This is a genomic window from Streptomyces auratus (assembly GCF_050433025.1).
Taxonomy (GTDB): domain Bacteria; phylum Actinomycetota; class Actinomycetes; order Streptomycetales; family Streptomycetaceae; genus Streptomyces; species Streptomyces sioyaensis.
In genome coordinates, this window is record NZ_JBNGCB010000001.1 from 4,207,696 (window position 1) to 4,224,462 (window position 16,767).

At 69.0% G+C, this 16,767-nt stretch carries 16 protein-coding genes; 8 read left to right on the top strand and 8 right to left on the bottom strand.

All coding sequences use genetic code 11. The features are described from left to right. Positions 1–470: 470 nt before the first annotated feature. The 6 genes from BKA18_RS18320 to pknB all read left to right on the top strand — a co-directional run bounded on the left by BKA18_RS18320 (position 471) and on the right by pknB (position 8,574). Entirely contained in the window at positions 471–1,304 is an 834-nt protein-coding gene (locus BKA18_RS18320) for an FHA domain-containing protein (RefSeq protein WP_366047938.1), read from the top strand. A 10-nt stretch (positions 1,305–1,314) separates the two neighbouring features. Beyond that, positions 1,315–1,845 (top strand): FHA domain-containing protein FhaB/FipA, encoded by a 531-nt coding sequence (locus BKA18_RS18325; protein WP_006604457.1) that lies wholly within the window; start codon positions 1,315–1,317, stop codon positions 1,843–1,845. Between the two features lie 132 nt (positions 1,846–1,977). Then, the gene (locus BKA18_RS18330) at positions 1,978–3,549 is read left to right on the top strand and encodes a PP2C family protein-serine/threonine phosphatase (RefSeq protein WP_366047937.1); all 1,572 of its coding nucleotides are present in this window, start codon (positions 1,978–1,980) and stop codon (positions 3,547–3,549) included. Between the two features lie 23 nt (positions 3,550–3,572). Continuing rightward, the gene (locus tag BKA18_RS18335) at positions 3,573–4,958 is read left to right on the top strand and encodes an FtsW/RodA/SpoVE family cell cycle protein (RefSeq protein WP_366047936.1); all 1,386 of its coding nucleotides are present in this window, start codon (positions 3,573–3,575) and stop codon (positions 4,956–4,958) included. Continuing rightward, entirely contained in the window at positions 4,955–6,424 is a 1,470-nt protein-coding gene (locus tag BKA18_RS18340) for a peptidoglycan D,D-transpeptidase FtsI family protein (RefSeq protein WP_006604454.1), read from the top strand. The genes BKA18_RS18335 and BKA18_RS18340 overlap by 4 nt, the downstream gene beginning before the upstream one ends. Positions 6,425–6,570: 146 nt before the next feature. Further along, on the top strand, positions 6,571–8,574 hold the full coding sequence (gene pknB / locus BKA18_RS18345; RefSeq protein WP_366047935.1) for a Stk1 family PASTA domain-containing Ser/Thr kinase: 2,004 nt from the start codon (positions 6,571–6,573) through the stop codon (positions 8,572–8,574). Positions 8,575–8,680: 106 nt separating this feature from the next. Here the strand turns inward: pknB and BKA18_RS18350 are convergent, their stop codons facing one another. The 6 genes from BKA18_RS18350 to BKA18_RS18375 form a co-directional block, all read right to left on the bottom strand. Continuing rightward, positions 8,681–9,421 carry a class E sortase gene (locus BKA18_RS18350; protein WP_366047934.1) on the bottom strand — a complete coding sequence of 247 codons (741 nt, stop codon included), beginning with the start codon at positions 9,419–9,421 and terminating at the stop codon, positions 8,681–8,683. Between the two features lie 25 nt (positions 9,422–9,446). Continuing rightward, the gene (locus BKA18_RS18355) at positions 9,447–10,895 is read right to left on the bottom strand and encodes a class E sortase (RefSeq protein WP_366047933.1); all 1,449 of its coding nucleotides are present in this window, start codon (positions 10,893–10,895) and stop codon (positions 9,447–9,449) included. Further along, positions 10,892–11,548, bottom strand: coding sequence for an aminodeoxychorismate/anthranilate synthase component II (locus tag BKA18_RS18360; RefSeq protein ID WP_006604450.1), 657 nt, complete (start codon positions 11,546–11,548; stop codon positions 10,892–10,894). The genes BKA18_RS18355 and BKA18_RS18360 overlap by 4 nt, the downstream gene beginning before the upstream one ends. Then, a complete protein-coding gene (locus BKA18_RS18365) occupies positions 11,545–11,721 on the bottom strand; it encodes a hypothetical protein (protein WP_006604449.1) in 177 nt (58 codons plus the stop codon). Before BKA18_RS18365 ends, BKA18_RS18360 begins: the two co-directional genes overlap by 4 nt. Positions 11,722–11,802: 81 nt before the next feature. Further along, on the bottom strand, positions 11,803–12,525 hold the full coding sequence (locus BKA18_RS18370) for a class E sortase (protein ID WP_366047932.1): 723 nt from the start codon (positions 12,523–12,525) through the stop codon (positions 11,803–11,805). 38 nt (positions 12,526–12,563) lie between these two features. Then, positions 12,564–13,334: a DUF881 domain-containing protein gene (locus BKA18_RS18375; protein ID WP_366047931.1), complete on the bottom strand. Its 771-nt coding sequence runs from the start codon at positions 13,332–13,334 to the stop codon at positions 12,564–12,566. Positions 13,335–13,514: 180 nt separating this feature from the next. On the opposite strand from BKA18_RS18375, the gene crgA reads away from it, so the two are divergent. After that, positions 13,515–13,769, top strand: coding sequence for a cell division protein CrgA (gene crgA / locus BKA18_RS18380; RefSeq protein ID WP_006604446.1), 255 nt, complete (start codon positions 13,515–13,517; stop codon positions 13,767–13,769). A gap of 235 nt (positions 13,770–14,004) precedes the next feature. Here crgA and BKA18_RS18385 read toward each other — a convergent pair whose 3' ends face one another. Then, positions 14,005–14,916: a rhomboid family intramembrane serine protease gene (locus tag BKA18_RS18385; protein WP_366047930.1), complete on the bottom strand. Its 912-nt coding sequence runs from the start codon at positions 14,914–14,916 to the stop codon at positions 14,005–14,007. Between the two features lie 141 nt (positions 14,917–15,057). Continuing rightward, positions 15,058–15,585, bottom strand: a complete 528-nt coding sequence (locus BKA18_RS18390) for a peptidylprolyl isomerase (protein ID WP_006604444.1) — start codon at positions 15,583–15,585, stop codon at positions 15,058–15,060. Between the two features lie 446 nt (positions 15,586–16,031). Between BKA18_RS18390 and BKA18_RS18395 the strand changes: the two genes are divergently transcribed. Then, positions 16,032–16,751, top strand: coding sequence for a DUF5324 family protein (locus BKA18_RS18395; protein WP_366047929.1), 720 nt, complete (start codon positions 16,032–16,034; stop codon positions 16,749–16,751). Positions 16,752–16,767: the final 16 nt, after the last annotated feature.

A 16,767-nucleotide genomic window follows, 5' to 3' on the forward strand; every position in this document is an offset into this window, starting at 1 on the left:
CCTGCCGACATCCAGAAGATTAGCACGCTGACGGGGGTGCCTTCACACGCCTTTCCCCCGGTCCCTGCCCCGCGGGGACCTCCGGGCGGGACCCCGCCGTGCCTCGGGCATTGGCCGAGCAGCACCCCGAGGGGTCACACTCGCGGTAGCCGTAACCGGAGCGCGCGCACCGGCCTGCCTCCGGGCCGGCCGGAAGGGCGGGCTCCGTGCCACGACCGACTCCGGCCCCCGCCCGGCCGGATCGGTGGGCGGTTGCGGGACACTGTCTTCGGGGCACATCTACGATCGCAGTGCACGAGCAGTGGACAAGGAGCAGACAAGCACCGGGCAACCCTGTGAGGGGCGACACTCGTCCTCAAGGCGGGAAAGGGGAACCAGCCGATTTCCCTACGCGTGGATACGATCAGTAAGCAGTATCAGGACGACTCGATCAGGACGACCCCGACGAAGACTGAGGAAGGAGGTGCCCCGTGGGAGTACTGAAGCGTTTCGAGCAGCGTCTCGAAGGTCTCGTCAACGGCACCTTCGCCAAGGTGTTCAAGTCCGAGGTACAGCCCGTTGAGATCGCCGGCGCCCTGCAGCGCGAGTGCGACAACAACGCCACCATCTGGAACCGCGACCGCACGGTCGTCCCCAACGACTTCATCGTCGAGCTGAGCACCCCTGACTACGAGCGGCTGAGCCCCTACAGCGGGCAGCTCGGCGACGAGCTCTCGAGCATGGTCCGCGACTACGCGAAGCAGCAGCGCTACACCTTCATGGGCTCGATCAAGGTCCATCTGGAGAAGGCCGACGATCTCGACACCGGCCTGTACCGCGTCCGCAGCCGCACGCTCGCCTCCAGCTCGTCCCAGGAGCCCGCGGGCCCGGCGGCCGCCCAGCGCGCCGCCGCGGTGCCCCGCGGCGGGCAGCCCGGCGGCGGGCACGTCAGCGCGCCCCCCATGCCCTCGTCCCCGCCTCCCGGCGGCGCACAGCCCGCACCCCGTACGGCACCCACCGGTGCCGGACCGCAGCCTCACGCACAGACGCGGCGCTGGATCGAGATCAACGGCACCCGCCACCAGATCTCGCGCCCTACGCTCGTGCTGGGCCGCAGCACCGACGCCGACGTACGGATCGACGACCCGGGTGTCTCCCGGCGTCACTGTGAGATCCGGGTCGGAACGCCCCCCATGATCCAGGATCTGGGCTCCACGAACGGCATCGTGGTGGACGGGCAGCACACCACTCGCGCTAATCTCCGCGACGGCTCGCGGATTGTCGTGGGCAGTACCACCATCGTTTACCGGCAAGCCGAAGGGTGAAGCGGGGAGCATGTCAGAGCTGACCCTCACGGTCATGCGGTTGGGTTTCCTCGCCGTACTGTGGCTGTTCGTCATCGTGGCCGTTCAGGTCATCCGCAGCGATCTGTTCGGCACGCGCGTCACACAGCGCGGTGCCGCGCGGCGCGGCGGGCAGGAAGCACGTGCGCAGCGCCAGGCGGCCGCGCCGCCGCAGCAACAGCAGCGCCGCCAGGAAGGCGGCCGCGGCAACAACCGCCAGCGCCGCGGAGCCCCCACCAAGCTGGTGGTCTCCGAGGGCTCGCTGACCGGTACCACCGTCGCCCTCCAAGGCCAGACCATCTCCCTGGGCCGTGCGCACGACTCCACCATCGTGCTGGACGACGACTACGCGTCCAGCAGGCATGCCAGGATCTACCCGGACCGTGACGGCCAGTGGATCGTCGAGGACCTCGGTTCCACCAACGGCACGTACCTGGACCGGACCCGACTGACGACCCCGACACCGATTCCGCTGGGAGCCCCGATCCGCATCGGCAAGACCGTCATCGAGCTGCGGAAGTAGTACGACAATGAGCGAGCGGAGCGAGCGAGCCGCGGCGGTCCACTCGACGGACCCTGGTGTGCTCCCGACCGGAGGGTGGGCAGTGTGGCTCGACGAGACCGGCTGTACCCCGAGCCGACGGGTGAGGTGCGCATGAGTCTGTCACTGCGCTTCGCCGCCGGATCGCACAAGGGCATGATCCGCGAGGGCAACGAAGACTCCGGCTATGCCGGGCCACGGCTGCTCGCCATCGCCGACGGCATGGGCGGCCAGGCCGCCGGTGAGGTCGCCTCCTCCGAGGTGATCTCCACCCTCGTCCAGCTCGACGACGACGTCCCCGGCTCCGACCTCCTCACATCCCTGGGCACGGCCGTACAGCGCGCCAATGACCAGCTGCGGATGATGGTCGAGGAGGATCCCCAGCTGGAGGGCATGGGCACGACCCTGACCGCCCTGCTGTGGACCGGACAGCGGCTCGGCCTGGTGCACGTCGGCGACTCGCGCGCCTATCTGCTGCGCGACGGCGTACTGACCCAGATCACCCAGGACCACACCTGGGTGCAGCGGCTGGTCGACGAGGGCCGGATCACCGAAGAGGAAGCCACCACCCACCCGCAGCGGTCACTGCTGATGCGGGCGCTGGGCAGCGGCGATCATGTCGAGCCCGATCTGTCGATCCGCGAGGTGCGGGCCGGCGACCGGTATCTGATCTGCTCGGACGGGCTGTCCGGGGTCGTCAGCCACCAGACGCTGGAAGAGACCCTCGCCAGCTACCACGGACCGCACGAGACGGTGCAGGAGCTGATCCAGCTCGCCCTGCGCGGCGGCGGACCCGACAACATCACCTGCATCGTCGCCGACGTCCTGGACGTGGACGGCAACGACACCATGGCCGGGCAGCTCAACGACACCCCGGTCGTCGTCGGTGCCGTCGCGGAGAACCAGCACCAGCTCAGCGACCCGAGCACGATGCAGACGCCCGCCGCCCGGGCCGCCGAGCTCGGCCGGCCGGGTGGGCAGCCGGCGCCCGGTGGCGCCTTCGGGCCGCCCGGCAGCGGGGATCCGGAGGTCGGCGGACCGCCGCAGGGCTCGTTCGGCGCGTTCATGGACGAGGACTTCGTCAAGCCCCGTCCGCGCGGCCGGTGGATCAAGCGGTCCCTGTTGATCGCGCTGGCGCTGGCGGTCGTCGGCGGCGGGCTCTACACGGGCTACCGCTGGACGCAGACCCAGTACTTCGTCGGCAGCAAGGACGACCACGTCGCGCTCTACCGGGGCATCAGCCAGGACCTCGCGTGGATAAAGCTCAACGGCGTGGACGAGGACCACCCCGAGATCGAACTCAAGTACCTGCCGCTGTACCAGCGCAACCAGGTCAAGGAGACGATCGCGGTCGACAACCGCTCCCAGGGCGGCGAAAAGGTCTCCGAGCTGAGCCGGCAGGCCAACGCCTGCCGCAGCAAGGAACAGCGGGAGGCCGCCGAGCGCGAGGCCGCGCGGCACCCCAGCAAGGGCCGGACGGGCACGTCGCCCAAGCCCGGTACGCCGTCCAAGTCCGCCTCCCCGAGCACCCGGCCCGGATCCACCGACAGAACGGACAGGAACAGCGGCACCAGCACGGCAGGCACGCTCGCCGCGCCCGTGTCCCCGTCTCCCACAGCCACTCCCAGCCAGGCCCCCTCCGAGGAACAGCTGAAGCTGGAAAAGAATTGCAGCACCCAGCAGTGAGGGCGTAGGGGGCCGTAGATCTCATGAGCAGCAGTACCACCAACACCACCACTATCGGCACGATCGGGGCCCCGAGCCGCCGCAACACCGAGCTGGCGATGCTCGTCTTCGCCGTGCTGATCCCGGTGTTCGCGTACATCAACGTCGGCCTGGCCAAGGAAGGTACGGTGCCGGCCGGTGTGCTGGGCTACAGCCTGGGCCTCGGCCTGCTGGCGGGCGTCGCCCATCTCGTCGTCCGCAAGTGGGCGCCGTACGCCGACCCGCTGATGCTGCCCATCGCCACCCTGCTCAACGGCCTGGGACTGATCTTCATCTGGCGGCTGGACCAGGAACCCTCGCTGGGCAAGGCGATGGCGCCCAACCAGCTGATGTGGTCGACGTTCGGTGTCGCGCTCTTCCTGGCCCTCCTGATCTTCCTCAAGGACCACCGCGTCCTGCAGCGCTACACCTACATCTCGATGGTGGTCGCGCTGGTGCTGCTGGTGGCGCCGGTCTTCTTCCCCGGGGTCAACGGCGCGAAGATCTGGATCACGATTCCGGGCCTCGGCTCGCTGCAGCCCGGTGAGTTCGCGAAGATCATCATCGCGATCTTCTTCGCCGGTTATCTGATGGTGAAGCGGGACGCGCTGGCGCTGGCCAGCCGCCGCTTCATGGGGCTCTACCTCCCGCGCGGCCGCGACCTCGGCCCGATCCTCGTCATCTGGGCGCTGAGCCTGATGATCCTGGTCTTCGAGACCGACCTGGGTACCTCGCTGCTCTTCTTCGGTCTGTTCGTCGTGATGCTGTACGTCGCGACCGAGCGCACCAGCTGGATCGTGTTCGGCCTGCTGCTCAGCGCGGGCGGCGCGGTCGCGGTGGCGACGTTCGAGTCGCACGTCCAGACGCGTGTCCACAACTGGCTCAACCCGCTGGAGCTGTCCAACGGCGGTGTCACCGAGACCGCCCAGGCGATGTACTCCTTCGGGTCCGGCGGCATCCTCGGCTCCGGTCTGGGCCAGGGCTACTCCCGCCTCATCCTGGGCATCGCGCCGAAGAGCGACTACATTCTCGCCACCGTCGGCGAGGAGGTCGGTCTCGCCGGCCTGATGGCCATCCTGCTGCTCTACGGCCTGCTGATCGAGCGCGGTATCCGGACGGCGCTGGCCGCCCGTGACCCGTTCGGCAAGCTGCTGTCGATCGGCCTGTCCGGCGCCTTCGCCCTGCAGGTCTTCGTCGTCGCCGGTGGGGTGACCGGCCTCATCCCGCTGACGGGTATGACGATGCCGTTCCTCGCCCAGGGTGGCTCGTCCGTGATCGCCAACTGGGCACTCGTCGCCATCCTGCTGCGGATCAGCGACACCGCGCGCCGCCCGGCGCCGGCCCCCGCCCCGTCCACCGACGCCGAGATGACCCAGGTGGTCCGCCCGTGAACAAGCCCCTGCGCCGGGTCGCGATCTTCTGCGGCCTGCTCGTCCTCGCCCTGCTGGTCCGCGTCAACTGGGTGCAGTTCGTCCAGGGTGACCAGCTCAAGAACGACCCGCACAACCGCCGGGTCGCCATCGAGCGCTACAGCACGCCGCGCGGCAACATCATCGTCGACGGCAAGGCGGTCACCGGCTCCACGACCACCGACAGCGGCGACTTCAAGTACAAGCGCACGTACAAGAACGGCAAGATGTGGGCGCCGGTCACCGGCTACGCCTCGCAGGCCTTCGACGCCAACCAGCTGGAGAAGCTGAACGACGGCATCCTCACCGGCACCGACGACCGGCTCTTCTTCAGCCGCACGGTCGACATGTTCACCGGCGGCAAGCAGAAGGGCGGCGACGTGGTGACCACCCTCAACGCCAAGGCCCAGAAGGCAGCCTTCGACGGGCTCGGCAACCAGAAGGGCGCGGTCGCCGCGATCAACCCGGAGACCGGCGCGATCCTGGCGCTGGCCAGCACCCCGTCGTACGACCCGTCGTCCTTCGCCGGGATGAGCAACAAGGACGCCGAGGCGTACAACGCGCTGCAGAAGAAGAACGACCCCGACGAGCCGATGCTCAACCGGGCGCTGCGCCAGACCTACCCGCCCGGCTCCACCTTCAAGGTCGTCACGGCCTCGGCGGCCCTGGAGAACGGTCTCTACAACGACGTCGACACCAAGACCAACTCGCCGCTGCCCTACACGCTCCCCGACACCTCGGGCCTGGAGCTGAAGAACGAGGGCAACATCCCCTGCAAGGACGCCACCCTGCGGGAGGCGCTGCGCTGGTCCTGCAACACCGTGTTCGGCAAGATCAGCGCCGACCTCGGCAACAAGAAGATGAAGGCCGAGGCGGAGAAGTTCGGCTTCAACAACCCGGGGATCAACACCCCGGTCCGTGCCTCGGAGTCGATCTACCCCACGGACAACCGGCCGCAGAACGCCCAGGCGGGCATCGGCCAGGCCTCCAACCGCGCCACGCCGCTGCAGATGGCCATGGTCGCCTCGGCGGTCGCCAACGGCGGCAAGCTGATGAAGCCGTACATGGTCGACCAGCTGGTCGCGCAGAACCTCAATGTCGTCCAGCAGCACACGCCGCAGGAGATGAGCCAGCCGCTCAGCCCGGAGAACGCCCAGAAGGTCCAGAGCATCATGGAGACCGTCGTCCAGAAGGGCACGGGAACCGCCGCTCAGATCCCCGGCGTCACCGTCGGCGGAAAGACCGGTACCGCTCAGCACGGCGAGAACAACAAGGACAACCCGTACGCCTGGTTCATTTCCTACGCGAAGACCGACAAGGGCACCCCCGTCGCGGTCGCCGTCGTCATTGAGGGATCCGACACCCTCCGCGACGACATCGCCGGCGGCAAACTCGCTGCTCCGGTCGCAAAGCGCGTGATGGAGGCAGTACTCGAAGGCCAGAAGTGATGCGGATCATGCCAATACCGGTCTCGTATCAGGTTGCGGCTCCGGCCGGGTCCGGTAGGGCGTGCCGGGTACGGTATGCCCGGACAGCACACCGCCGGACCACACACCGGTGCGGTCGGGACTGACGGAGAGGGCTGGAGAAGCTTATGGAAGAGCCGCGTCGCCTCGGCGGCCGGTACGAGCTGGGCTCGGTGCTCGGCCGCGGTGGCATGGCCGAGGTGTACCTCGCGCATGACACCCGCCTGGGCCGCACCGTAGCTGTGAAGACGCTACGGGTGGATCTCGCCCGTGACCCGTCCTTCCAAGCCCGGTTCCGCCGTGAGGCCCAGTCGGCCGCCTCGCTGAACCATCCGTCTATCGTCGCGGTCTACGACACCGGCGAGGACTACGTCGACGGCGTCTCGATCCCGTACATCGTGATGGAGTACGTCGACGGCTCCACCCTGCGTGAGCTGCTGCACTCCGGAAGAAAGCTGCTGCCCGAGCGTTCGCTGGAGATGACCACCGGTGTCCTCCAGGCTCTGGAGTACTCCCACCGGGCCGGCATCGTCCACCGCGACATCAAGCCCGCCAACGTCATGCTGACGCGCACCGGCCAGGTCAAGGTCATGGACTTCGGCATCGCCCGGGCCATGGGCGACGCCGGGATGACGATGACGCAGACCGCGGCCGTCATCGGCACGGCTCAGTACCTCTCTCCCGAGCAGGCCAAGGGCGAGCAGGTCGACGCCCGCTCCGACCTGTACTCCACCGGCTGTCTGCTCTACGAGCTGCTGACCGTCCGGCCGCCGTTCGTCGGCGACTCACCGGTCGCGGTGGCCTATCAGCATGTCCGTGAAGAGCCGCAGAAGCCGAGCAACTTCGACCCCGAGATCACGCCGGAGATGGACGCCATCGTCCTGAAGGCGCTGGTCAAGGACCCGGACTACCGCTATCAGTCGGCGGACGAGATGCGCGCCGACATCGAGGCGGCGCTGGAGGGCCAGCCGGTCGCGGCGACCTCCGCGATGGGTGCGGCCGGCTTCAACCAGGACCAGCCGACCACGATGTTGCGTCCGCAGGATCCGGCCGGCCAGACCTCCATGCTTCCGCCGATGAACCCGGACGACGGGGGCTACGGCTACGACGACCGCGGTGACCGGCGGCGCGGTGGCGGCCAGAAGAAGAGCAACACCTCGACGATCCTGCTGGTGCTGGCGGCCGTCCTCGTCCTGATCGGTGCGATCTTCATCGCCCAGGCGATGTTCACCAAGGGCAACAAGGGCGGTACGACACCGGTACCCAACCTCGTCGGCAAGACCCTCAAGGAAGCCAAGGCGTTCGGGCAGAACGGCAGCTTCAAGGTCTCCGAGGGCGGCCGCAAGGCCTGCGACAACGTCAAGAAGGGCCAGGTCACCGAGCAGGATCCGGCGGCCGGCGGAGAGATCCAGAAGAACGACACGGTCACCGTCACACTGTGCACGGGCCGCGAGCAGATCTCGGTTCCCAGTGTGACGGGCCTCACCGAGTCCGAGGCACGCTCGGATCTCCAGGACAAGGGCTTCACCAACATCGTGAGCAAGCCCGTGGTCTCCGACCGCGACCCCGGTACCGTCGCGGAGCAGGACCCGGAGGCGAACTCCAAGAAGACCAAGAACACCAAGATCACGCTGTCCATCGCCCAGGCGAGCCCGAAGGTGGGCGTCCCGGATGTCACGGGGCAGGACGCCGCCGCGGCGGAGCAGCAGCTGAAGTCCCAGGGCTTCCAGGTCACCAAGACCGAGCAGGAAGTCACCGACCCCAACCAGGTCGGCAAGGTGCTCACCCAGAGCCCGGAGGGCAACACCAAGGCCAAGGCCAACTCCACGGTGAACCTCACGGTCGGCAAGGCAGGCGCACAGACGCCGGTGCCGAGTGTGGTCGGCCAGACCGTGAAGGACGCCAAGAAGACGCTCCAGCAGGCCGGCTTCAAGAACATCCAGTTCGCCGGCGGCAGTACCCAGGACGACAACGCCCGCGTGGTCACTCAGGACCCGGCGGCACAGACGCCGTCCGACCCCGCGAACACCACCGTCACGCTGACCACCATCGGCGGCGGGGGCGGGGGCGGCAACGGTAACGGCGGCAATGACGGCGGCGGCGGCATCTTCGGCGGACCGTTCGGAGGCTAGCGGCCGTACGACTAGGCAGTACGAAGCCCCGGCACCTGGGAAGGGTGCCGGGGCTTTCCGTTGTCCGCAGGCCGGGCCGGGGGCCGGCCGGTCCCGCACCGGTCGGCTAGCCGAGCTCCTTCGGGGGTGTGCGGTCCGCGTTGACCTTCTCGGTGCGGACCAGCTCGCCCCAGACGATGTAGCGATAGTTCGAGGTGTAGACCGGGGTGCAGGTCGTGAGGGTGATGTAGCGGCCCGCCTTGTGCTTGCCGGATTCCTTCGGGACCTCGTCGAGGACGTCCACGTTGTACTTCGAGGTCTCCGGCAGCGTCGCGAAGACCTTGTAGACGTACCAGGTGTCCTTGGTCTCGAAGACGATCGGGTCGCCGTCCTTGAGCTTGTCGATGTTGTGGAACTTCGCGCCGTGGCCGTCGCGGTGCGCGGCGAGGGTGAAGTTGCCCTTCTTGTCCTTCGGCAGCCCCGACTTGACCGGCTTGGTGTAATAGCCGGCCACGCCCTCGTTGAGGACGTCGGAGTCGGTGCCCTTCTTGACCAGCACCTCGCCGTTGTCCATCGCCGGTACGTGCAGAAAGCCGATGCCGTCCTTGGTGTCGAGCTCCCCCGGCCCCTTGGGGCCGCTGCTCGCCCAGTGCTTGCGCACCTGGTCGCCCTGCTGGTGCGCGGCGCGGTCGGCGAGGACGTTGGTCCACCAGAGCGAATAGGCGACGAACAGGCCCAGGATCAGCCCGGCCGTGATCAGCAGCTCACCGAGGACGCTGACGATGGACGCGACGGCTCTGCGCGCCCGTCGCGGCGGGAGTGGCGGCGCGGACCGGTCGCATTCCTGGTCGTTTCCGGTGGCAGTCACCGCGTAGCACCCCTCTTTTGTTCACTCAGCCGGTGAGCGCATCCGGTTTGCCCTTGCTCCGCGGCCGCTCGTCGACCATCTTGCCCCAGACGATCATCCGAAAGGTACTGGTGAACTCCGGGGTGCAGGTCGTCAGGGTGATGTAGCGGCCGGGGCCGGTGAACCCCGAGCCGGGCGGTACGGGGCCGATCACGCTGGTGTTGCTCGGCGAGGTCTGCGGGAGGATGCTCTCCATCTCGTACGTGTAGTACGAGCTCTGCGTCTCGACGACGATCTTGTCGCCCTTGGTGAGCTTGTTGATGTAGCGGAATGGCTCGCCGTGGGTGTTGCGGTGGGCGGCCACCGCGAAGTTGCCCTTCTTGTCCCAGGGCATCGCCGTCTTGATCCCGCTGTTCTTGTCGTAGTGACCGACCATGCCGTGGTCCAGCACATTGTGCTTGTCGATGCCCTCGGCTATCGGCGCCTTCACATCGAGCTTGGGGATGTACATGATCCCGAAGCGCTCACCGTCCGCGAGGTTCTTCTTCTCGCCGCCGCCCTTGTCCCACTCGTGCTGAAGGTTGTTGGCGGCGCCCCCCGCCTCCTCCTCGGCCCGGACATTCGTCCACCACAGCTGATAGGTGACGAAGAGCAGCATCAGCACGCCGAGGGAGATGAACACTTCGCCCAGCGCGCGGCTGGCAATCAGGCTGGGGCTGTCCTTGGCGGCTCGGGCGGCCCGCCGGGCCTCCACCCGGGACGTGGGGGCAGCGGGGGCGGAGTCAGCGGCCGTCGCAGCGGCCGCGGTGGTGCCGGCCGTCCCGCCGTGGCGCCCCCGTCGACCACCGCGCTTGGCGGCTTCCTGGGCGGCTTTGCGCCGGGCCGCCCTGCCGCCGATGGGCGCCGGCTCTGCCGCGGTTTCACGTGAAACCGCGGCCTCGGTTTCACGTGAAACGGGGTCGCCGGCGGGCTTCTCGGCCTGCCGCAGGGCCATGGTCTCGTCGTCGTTCCGCCCGGGCGCGGGGGCGGATGCAGCGGCCGGAGCCGGGGCGGGGGACACCGGGGCCGGCGCGGCGTAGGGCCGGGCTATCGGCCCGGGCGAGACACGGCGGGGGGCGGGCTCGTACCCCGGGCCCGGGGCGGCCGTTTGAGGCCCGTGCGGCTGCCGGTCCGGCCGGGAGGTGTCCGGCTCCAGATGCGGGCGAAACCACGGAGAGCCTTGCGGTACGCCCTCCTCCGCCGGTTTGCCCCGCCGACGCCCGCGGCCCGGCTGGCCGTACGGAGGGGGCGCGGGCGCCGGGCTCGCGGGCGCCGGGCTCGCGTGGCCCGGCAGCGGATCGTTCAGAGGGTCGTTGAGCTGCCCCACCGCCTCCTCGAAGGCATCGGCCTGCCCAGGGGGCTCCTGCGGCCCGTACGGGCCCTGTTCCGCATACGACCGGTCCGGCTCGTAGGGCTCGTGGGAACTGCCTTCACGCTCGGGGCGCAAGGCGGTCACGCGCCGGCCTTGCCGACCACCGGGGCCAGCCCCGTCGAGCGCTCCACCGCCCCCTCATCGCCGCATTCGACGAGCCAGTTGGCCAGCATCCGGTGCCCCCACTCCGTCAGGACCGACTCGGGGTGGAACTGCACGCCCTCGACCGGTAGTTCGCGGTGCCGCAGGCCCATGATGATCCGTCCGCCGGGGACGTCCTCGGCCTCCGTCCAGGAGGTGACGAGCAGGTCGTCGGGGACGGTGTCCGGCTCGACGGCCAGGGAGTGGTAGCGGGTGGCGGTGAACGGCGTGGGCAGCCCGGAGAAGACGCCGGCGCCCTCGTGGACGACGAGCGAGGTCTTGCCGTGCAGCAGCTCGGGGGCGCGGTCCACCACACCGCCGTAGGCGACCGCCATCGACTGCATGCCCAGGCAGACACCGAAGACCGGGACGCCGGTCTCCGCGCAGTGCCGGACCATGTCGACGCAGACACCGGCCTGCTCGGGAGTGCCGGGTCCGGGCGACAGCAGCACCCCGTCGAAGCCGTCCTGGGCGTGCCGCGGGGCGACCTCGTCGTTGCGCAGCACCTCACACTCGGCACCGAGTTGGTAGAGGTACTGGACGAGGTTGAAGACGAAGCTGTCGTAGTTGTCGACGACGAGAATCCGTGCGGTCATCGGACGGCTGCCATCCCTTGGTCGACAGTGACGTCATTGAAGGGGAGCAGCGGCTCCGCCCACGGAAAGACGTACTGGAAGAGTACGAAGACGACCGCCAGCGCGAGCACCAGGGAAATCAGCGCCTTCACCCACGTGTTGCCCGGCAGATGCCGCCAGATCCAGCCGTACATGCTGTCGCCGTCCCCTTGCCGATGCCGATGACGATGTCGTTTGCGACACCAGAGTAAGGGGCGAGGGCGGGCGCTGGTGGGTCAGCCGGTCAAAGCCGATGGCCTTCCCTGCGCCGCGGGTTGGGTGGCATCCAGGTGTGCCCAGGCGATCAGCCGGTGGCTGTGGCCCCATTCCGGCTCGCAAGTCGTCAGCGTGAGATACCGCCCGGGACCGCGGAAACCGGACTTCCGCGGTACAGGGTCGATCACGCCGATATCGCCGGGCAGCGTCGTGTAGGGCCGGTTGTCGATGCGATAGGTGAACCAGGTCGTGCCGTCGGTGAGCACCACGGCGTCGCCGGGACGCAGCCGTGGGAAGTCCTTGAACGGGTCGCCGTAGGTGCGGCGGTGCCCGGCGACGGAGAAGTTGCCGAGCGCGCCGAGGTGCGCGGTGCGGCCGTAATGGCCCAGGCCGCGCTTGAGGACGTCGGTCGCGGTGCCTTCCAGTACGGGCTTGGCCCAGTCGGCACCGAAGCGCGGGATGTACATCACGGCGAAGGAGGCGCCCGGTGGGTAGCCGTGGGGCCGCGCGGCCGGCGTGGGGCTGTCGTCTGGTGCCGGGGTGCGGCCGGGAGCGGGGACCGAGCCCGTGGACCACTGGTCCTGGAGCCTGCCGATCTCGCCGTCCATGGCGCTGTCGGCCCGTACGCCGGTCCAGAAGAGGAGATAGACCACGAAGAGCACGATGAGCGCGCCCACGGTGACACAGATTTCGCTGAGCGTCCGCACGATCCACCGCGCCGTCGTCCCGCCCCGCAGCGTCATCCGGCCCCGCCCCTCCCCGCTGCCCCGGGGGGGCGCGGCTACGGCTTCACAGGCTGTGCGTAGTGGAGATCCACTGTGCCGGAGTAGCCGGGCAGAGTCACCGCCTCGTGCTGGTCGACTTTCCAGCCCAGGCCGTAGGCGTTCACGTACTGGAGGTAGTTCTGAATGGCGGGGGAGGCGGTCAGCGCGTTGATGAGCGCCTCCCGGTTGCCCACGGCGGTGATCTTGTACGGCGGGGAGTAGACCCGGCCCTGGAGGATCAGGGTGTTGCCGACGCAGCGCACCGCGCTGGTGGAGATCAGCCGCTGGTCCATGACCTTGATGCCCTTGGCGCCGCCCCGCCACAAGGCGTTCACCACGGCCTGCAGGTCCTGCTGGTGGATGACCAGGTCGTTGGGCTGCGGCTCGGGGATACCGGGGATCTTGGCGGTGGCGTTCGGCGGGGCGTCGGTGAGCGTGACCGTCACGCCCTGGCCCTTGACCGGCTTGGTCCCGGCGTTCTTCTCCAGCGCCTTGAGCTTGGCCTCCTCGGCCTTGGAGTTGCCGTTGTCGCGCTGCGCGAGGGAGTCGACCTCGCCGCGCAGCGTGGCGTTGATCTCGTCCTGGGAGCCGTTCTTGTGGCTGCGTTCCTGGATGAGGTCGGACAGCCGCAGCATCGAGTCGTCCGAGCGCAGATTCGTGCCCCGCGCGGTGTCGAAGCTCAGCCAGAACAGCAGCCCGGCGAGCGCGAAGACGACGAGAGTGAGAAGGCGCACAGGCCGCAGGCGGGAGCGAGCGGGGCGATCGGGGGAGTCAGCGGAATTGCTCAACGTACCCTTACTCCTTACGGCGCCGCGGAAGCACTACGCTAACGGACGCCCGGGAAAGGAATCCGCTCCCCACCGCATCCGCGCCCCGGCGCACACCTCGTACCTCCCCGCGGATGGGGGCACCACCCGCTTGAGCACGGACGAGAGCGGGGGAGCAGCGCATCGACAGGAGAGTTCCTCGTGCCGAAGTCACGGATCCGCAAGAAGGACGACTTCACGCCGCCTCCGGCGAAGACCACCAACCTGAAGATGAACTCAGGCCGTGGCTGGGTGGCGCCGTTGATGCTGGCGATGTTCCTGATCGGGCTGGTGTGGATCGTGACGTTCTATGTGTCCGAGGGCAGCCTGCCGATCGGGGCCATGGGCAACTGGAACATCGTCTGCGGCTTCGGCTTCATCGCGGTGGGCTTCGGCGTATCCACCCAGTGGAAGTAGCGCAAGCCCTGCCCAAGGCCATCCACACGGTTATCCACAGCCGGGGAAAACTTCAGAAGATCTGTGGATAACCTTCGGGAGGTTGACGCCGGTGTGATCGGCGGCACCCCCCTTCGGACCACGCCTCCCCCTGCCCCGACTGGGGAAACGCAGGTCAGCGCGGTGCGGAACGAGAGTTCCGCACCGCATGCACAAGATCGGCCACGCACTGTGGACAACGTGCGGTACGGACTGCTCAGCCCACGAGCTGAAGGGTCCGTACCCACACCACGGCGCCGATCGCGAGCAGCGTCACCGCGCAGGTCGCGACATGCACCAGGGTCCGTCGGTCGCGCGGCGCATGCACCATCCCGAACGCCACCGCTGCGCCCACCACCAGGCCACCCACATGCGCCTGCCAGGCGATGTTCGGCCACAGGAACGTGAAGACGAGGTTGAGGCCGAGCAGGATCAGCACCGGCTTCATGTCGTACCGCAGTCGGCGCAGCAGGACGGCGGTGGCACCGAGCAGCCCGAAGATCGCGCCGGAGGCACCGAGCGAGGGCTGGTTCTGCGCGGCGAGGAAGTACGAGAGGGCACTGCCGCCCAGGCCGGCGAGCAGATAGAGCGCGATGAACCGCGCCCGGCCGAGCGCCGCCTCCAGGGGCGGGCCCAGCCACCACAGCGAGAGCATGTTGAACGCGATGTGCGCGACCTGCTGGTGCAGGAACATCGCGGTCAGCAGGCGGTACCACTCGCCCTCGGCGACGCCGACGAGGTGGTACCCGCCCGGTTCGGCGGCGAGGCCGACCAGATCGAGTCGGTCGACCAGCGGGCTCAGCGCACCACCGGTCGCCATCACGGCGACGAAGACGGCGACGTTGAGGCCCAGGAGGATCTTGGTGATCAGCCGGGGGTCGGCGGCGATCGTGCCGCCCGCGATCGTACGCGGCGCCGTCGTCTGCGCCGCACGGCCGCTGCCGCTGCGTACGCAGTCCGGGCACTGGAAGCCGACCGAGGCGCTGATCATGCACTCCGGGCATATCGGCTTGTCACAGCGGGCGCAGCGGATGCCGGTCGGGCGGTCCGGATGACGGAAACAGCCCGGCAGGCCGTTATCGCCCTGCGCGTCCCGCGGCTCCTGTGGGCTGCCTGGCACCTGGTCCATCGATCCCCTCGTCCTCTTCTCCGTCCGGGCGCCCGTCGCTCGCCCTCCCGCCCGGCTCCGGACGAGCGTCGCGCCCCGCCTGATGTACGACCGGGCGGGGCGCAATGGTTCCCCGGCTCACGCCGGGGCACAAGACGCGGCTCAGCGGGTCTCGATGACCACCGACTCGATGACGACGTCCTGGACCGGACGGTCCGTGCGCGGGTTCGTCTTGGTGCCGGCGATCGCGTCGACGACCTTCTTGCTCGCGTCGTTGCTGACCTCACCGAAGATGGTGTGCTTGCCGGTCAGCCAGGCGGTCGCGCCGACGGTTACGAAGAACTGCGAGCCGTTGGTGCCGGGGCCGGCGTTGGCCATGGCCAGCAGGTACGGCTTGTTGAAGGCCAGGTCGGGGTGGAACTCGTCCCCGAACTCGTAGCCGGGGCCACCGGTGCCGTTGCCCAGCGGGTCGCCGCCCTGGATCATGAAGCCACTGATCACCCGGTGGAAGACGGTGCCGTCGTACAGGCGGTCCGTGGACTTCTTGCCCGTCGCCGGGTGGGTCCACTCCCGCTCGCCGTTGGCGAGCTCGACGAAGTTCTTGACCGTCTTGGGTGCATGGTTCGGCAGAAGCCGAATCTCGATGTCGCCCTGGTTCGTCTTCAGGGTGGCGTAGAGCTGCTCAGCCACGATCTACCTTCCATAAGTCTGCACTGACGGTTCACGATCCTCGCATGGACCGGCCCGCCCGTCGCCCGACCCTCACCCCTGTCGAGCCGCGCGCCACTCTTTCCCGCCGCCGGGCCGGCGTCCGCCCGGCACCCTTCGATGCCCTGCGCGCCGCTGTGCGCCGTCGCCCCGCCACTCCTCGCGTCCGCGGCGTGCGCTGCACGTTCCCCGGTCATCCGACCGCCACCTCTTGACGGTCTTCGTACGGATTTCTTGCGCCTGAAGCGGCAAACCGTGGCATTGTCGTCAACAAGGCTCCGGAAGGTCCGCAATGACCCGGATGCCCGCTCGCACATGCCGTATGACGTCTGAGCGGGCATGATCTTCAAACGGGTGGACAGGCGATACAGCAGACACGGGGGACCAGCCCCCCTAGCCCCGGACATGCCACCGAGGAGGAGGATCCCGTGACCCGCAAGGACAGCGTGCGCGCCGCGACCGGTACGGCCAGGGACAGCGTGCGGCACGCCGCGGAGGTGGTGGCTCCGTATGCCGGTTCGGCCAAGGACGCCGCCGTGCACTTCGCTCACGAGGCTCGTACCCGAGCGGCTCCCAAGGTGGCCGAGGCCGCCCACCAGGCGCGCGTGCAGTACGACGCCCATCTGCAGCCCCGGTTCGAGCACGCCCGGGGCACCCTGCCGCCCAAGGTGGACGCCGCGGCGACCCGGGCGGCCCGCCGGACCCGCAAGGCCGCCCGCCAGGCGGCCGACTACACGGCACCGCGGCTGGAGAACGCCGTGACCAGCGCGCGCGCCGCTGCCGAGCCGGTCCGCGAGGAGGCCCTCGCGCGTGGCACCGCCGCGCTCGCCGCACTCCGCGGCCAGGTGACGGCCAAGGAGATCGCCAAGCTGCAGAAGAAGCACAGCCGGCGGGCCAAGTGCGGCAAGGCCGCCAAGCGCCTCACCGTGCTGGGCATCCTGGTCGGCGGTGCGATCGCCGCCTGGAAGTGGTGGGACAAGCAGGCCAACCCGGACTGGCTGGTCGAGCCGCCGGCGCCGACGGAGGTCAGCGACCGCCGTCGGCTGAGCGCGGTCGACGGCAGCGAGGGCGCCTCGCTCGACCCCGAGGTCCAGGCCAAGCAGGCCGAGGCCGAGGCCGAGGAACGCGGACGCGGCAACACGCCCTGACCCGACCGCCAACGGC

Bases quoted from the DNA above. Each gene is read 5' to 3' on its own strand.
- BKA18_RS18325 (WP_006604457.1), top strand. From the start codon at position 1,315: ATGTCAGAGCTGACCCTCACGGTCATGCGGTTGGGTTTCCTCGCCGTA.
- BKA18_RS18330 (WP_366047937.1), top strand. From the start codon at position 1,978: ATGAGTCTGTCACTGCGCTTCGCCGCCGGATCGCACAAGGGCATGATC.
- BKA18_RS18335 (WP_366047936.1), top strand. From the start codon at position 3,573: ATGAGCAGCAGTACCACCAACACCACCACTATCGGCACGATCGGGGCC.
- pknB (WP_366047935.1), top strand. From the start codon at position 6,571: ATGGAAGAGCCGCGTCGCCTCGGCGGCCGGTACGAGCTGGGCTCGGTG.
- BKA18_RS18360 (WP_006604450.1), bottom strand. From the start codon at position 11,548: ATGACCGCACGGATTCTCGTCGTCGACAACTACGACAGCTTCGTCTTC.
- BKA18_RS18365 (WP_006604449.1), bottom strand. From the start codon at position 11,721: ATGTACGGCTGGATCTGGCGGCATCTGCCGGGCAACACGTGGGTGAAG.
- BKA18_RS18370 (WP_366047932.1), bottom strand. From the start codon at position 12,525: ATGACGCTGCGGGGCGGGACGACGGCGCGGTGGATCGTGCGGACGCTC.
- BKA18_RS18385 (WP_366047930.1), bottom strand. From the start codon at position 14,916: ATGGACCAGGTGCCAGGCAGCCCACAGGAGCCGCGGGACGCGCAGGGC.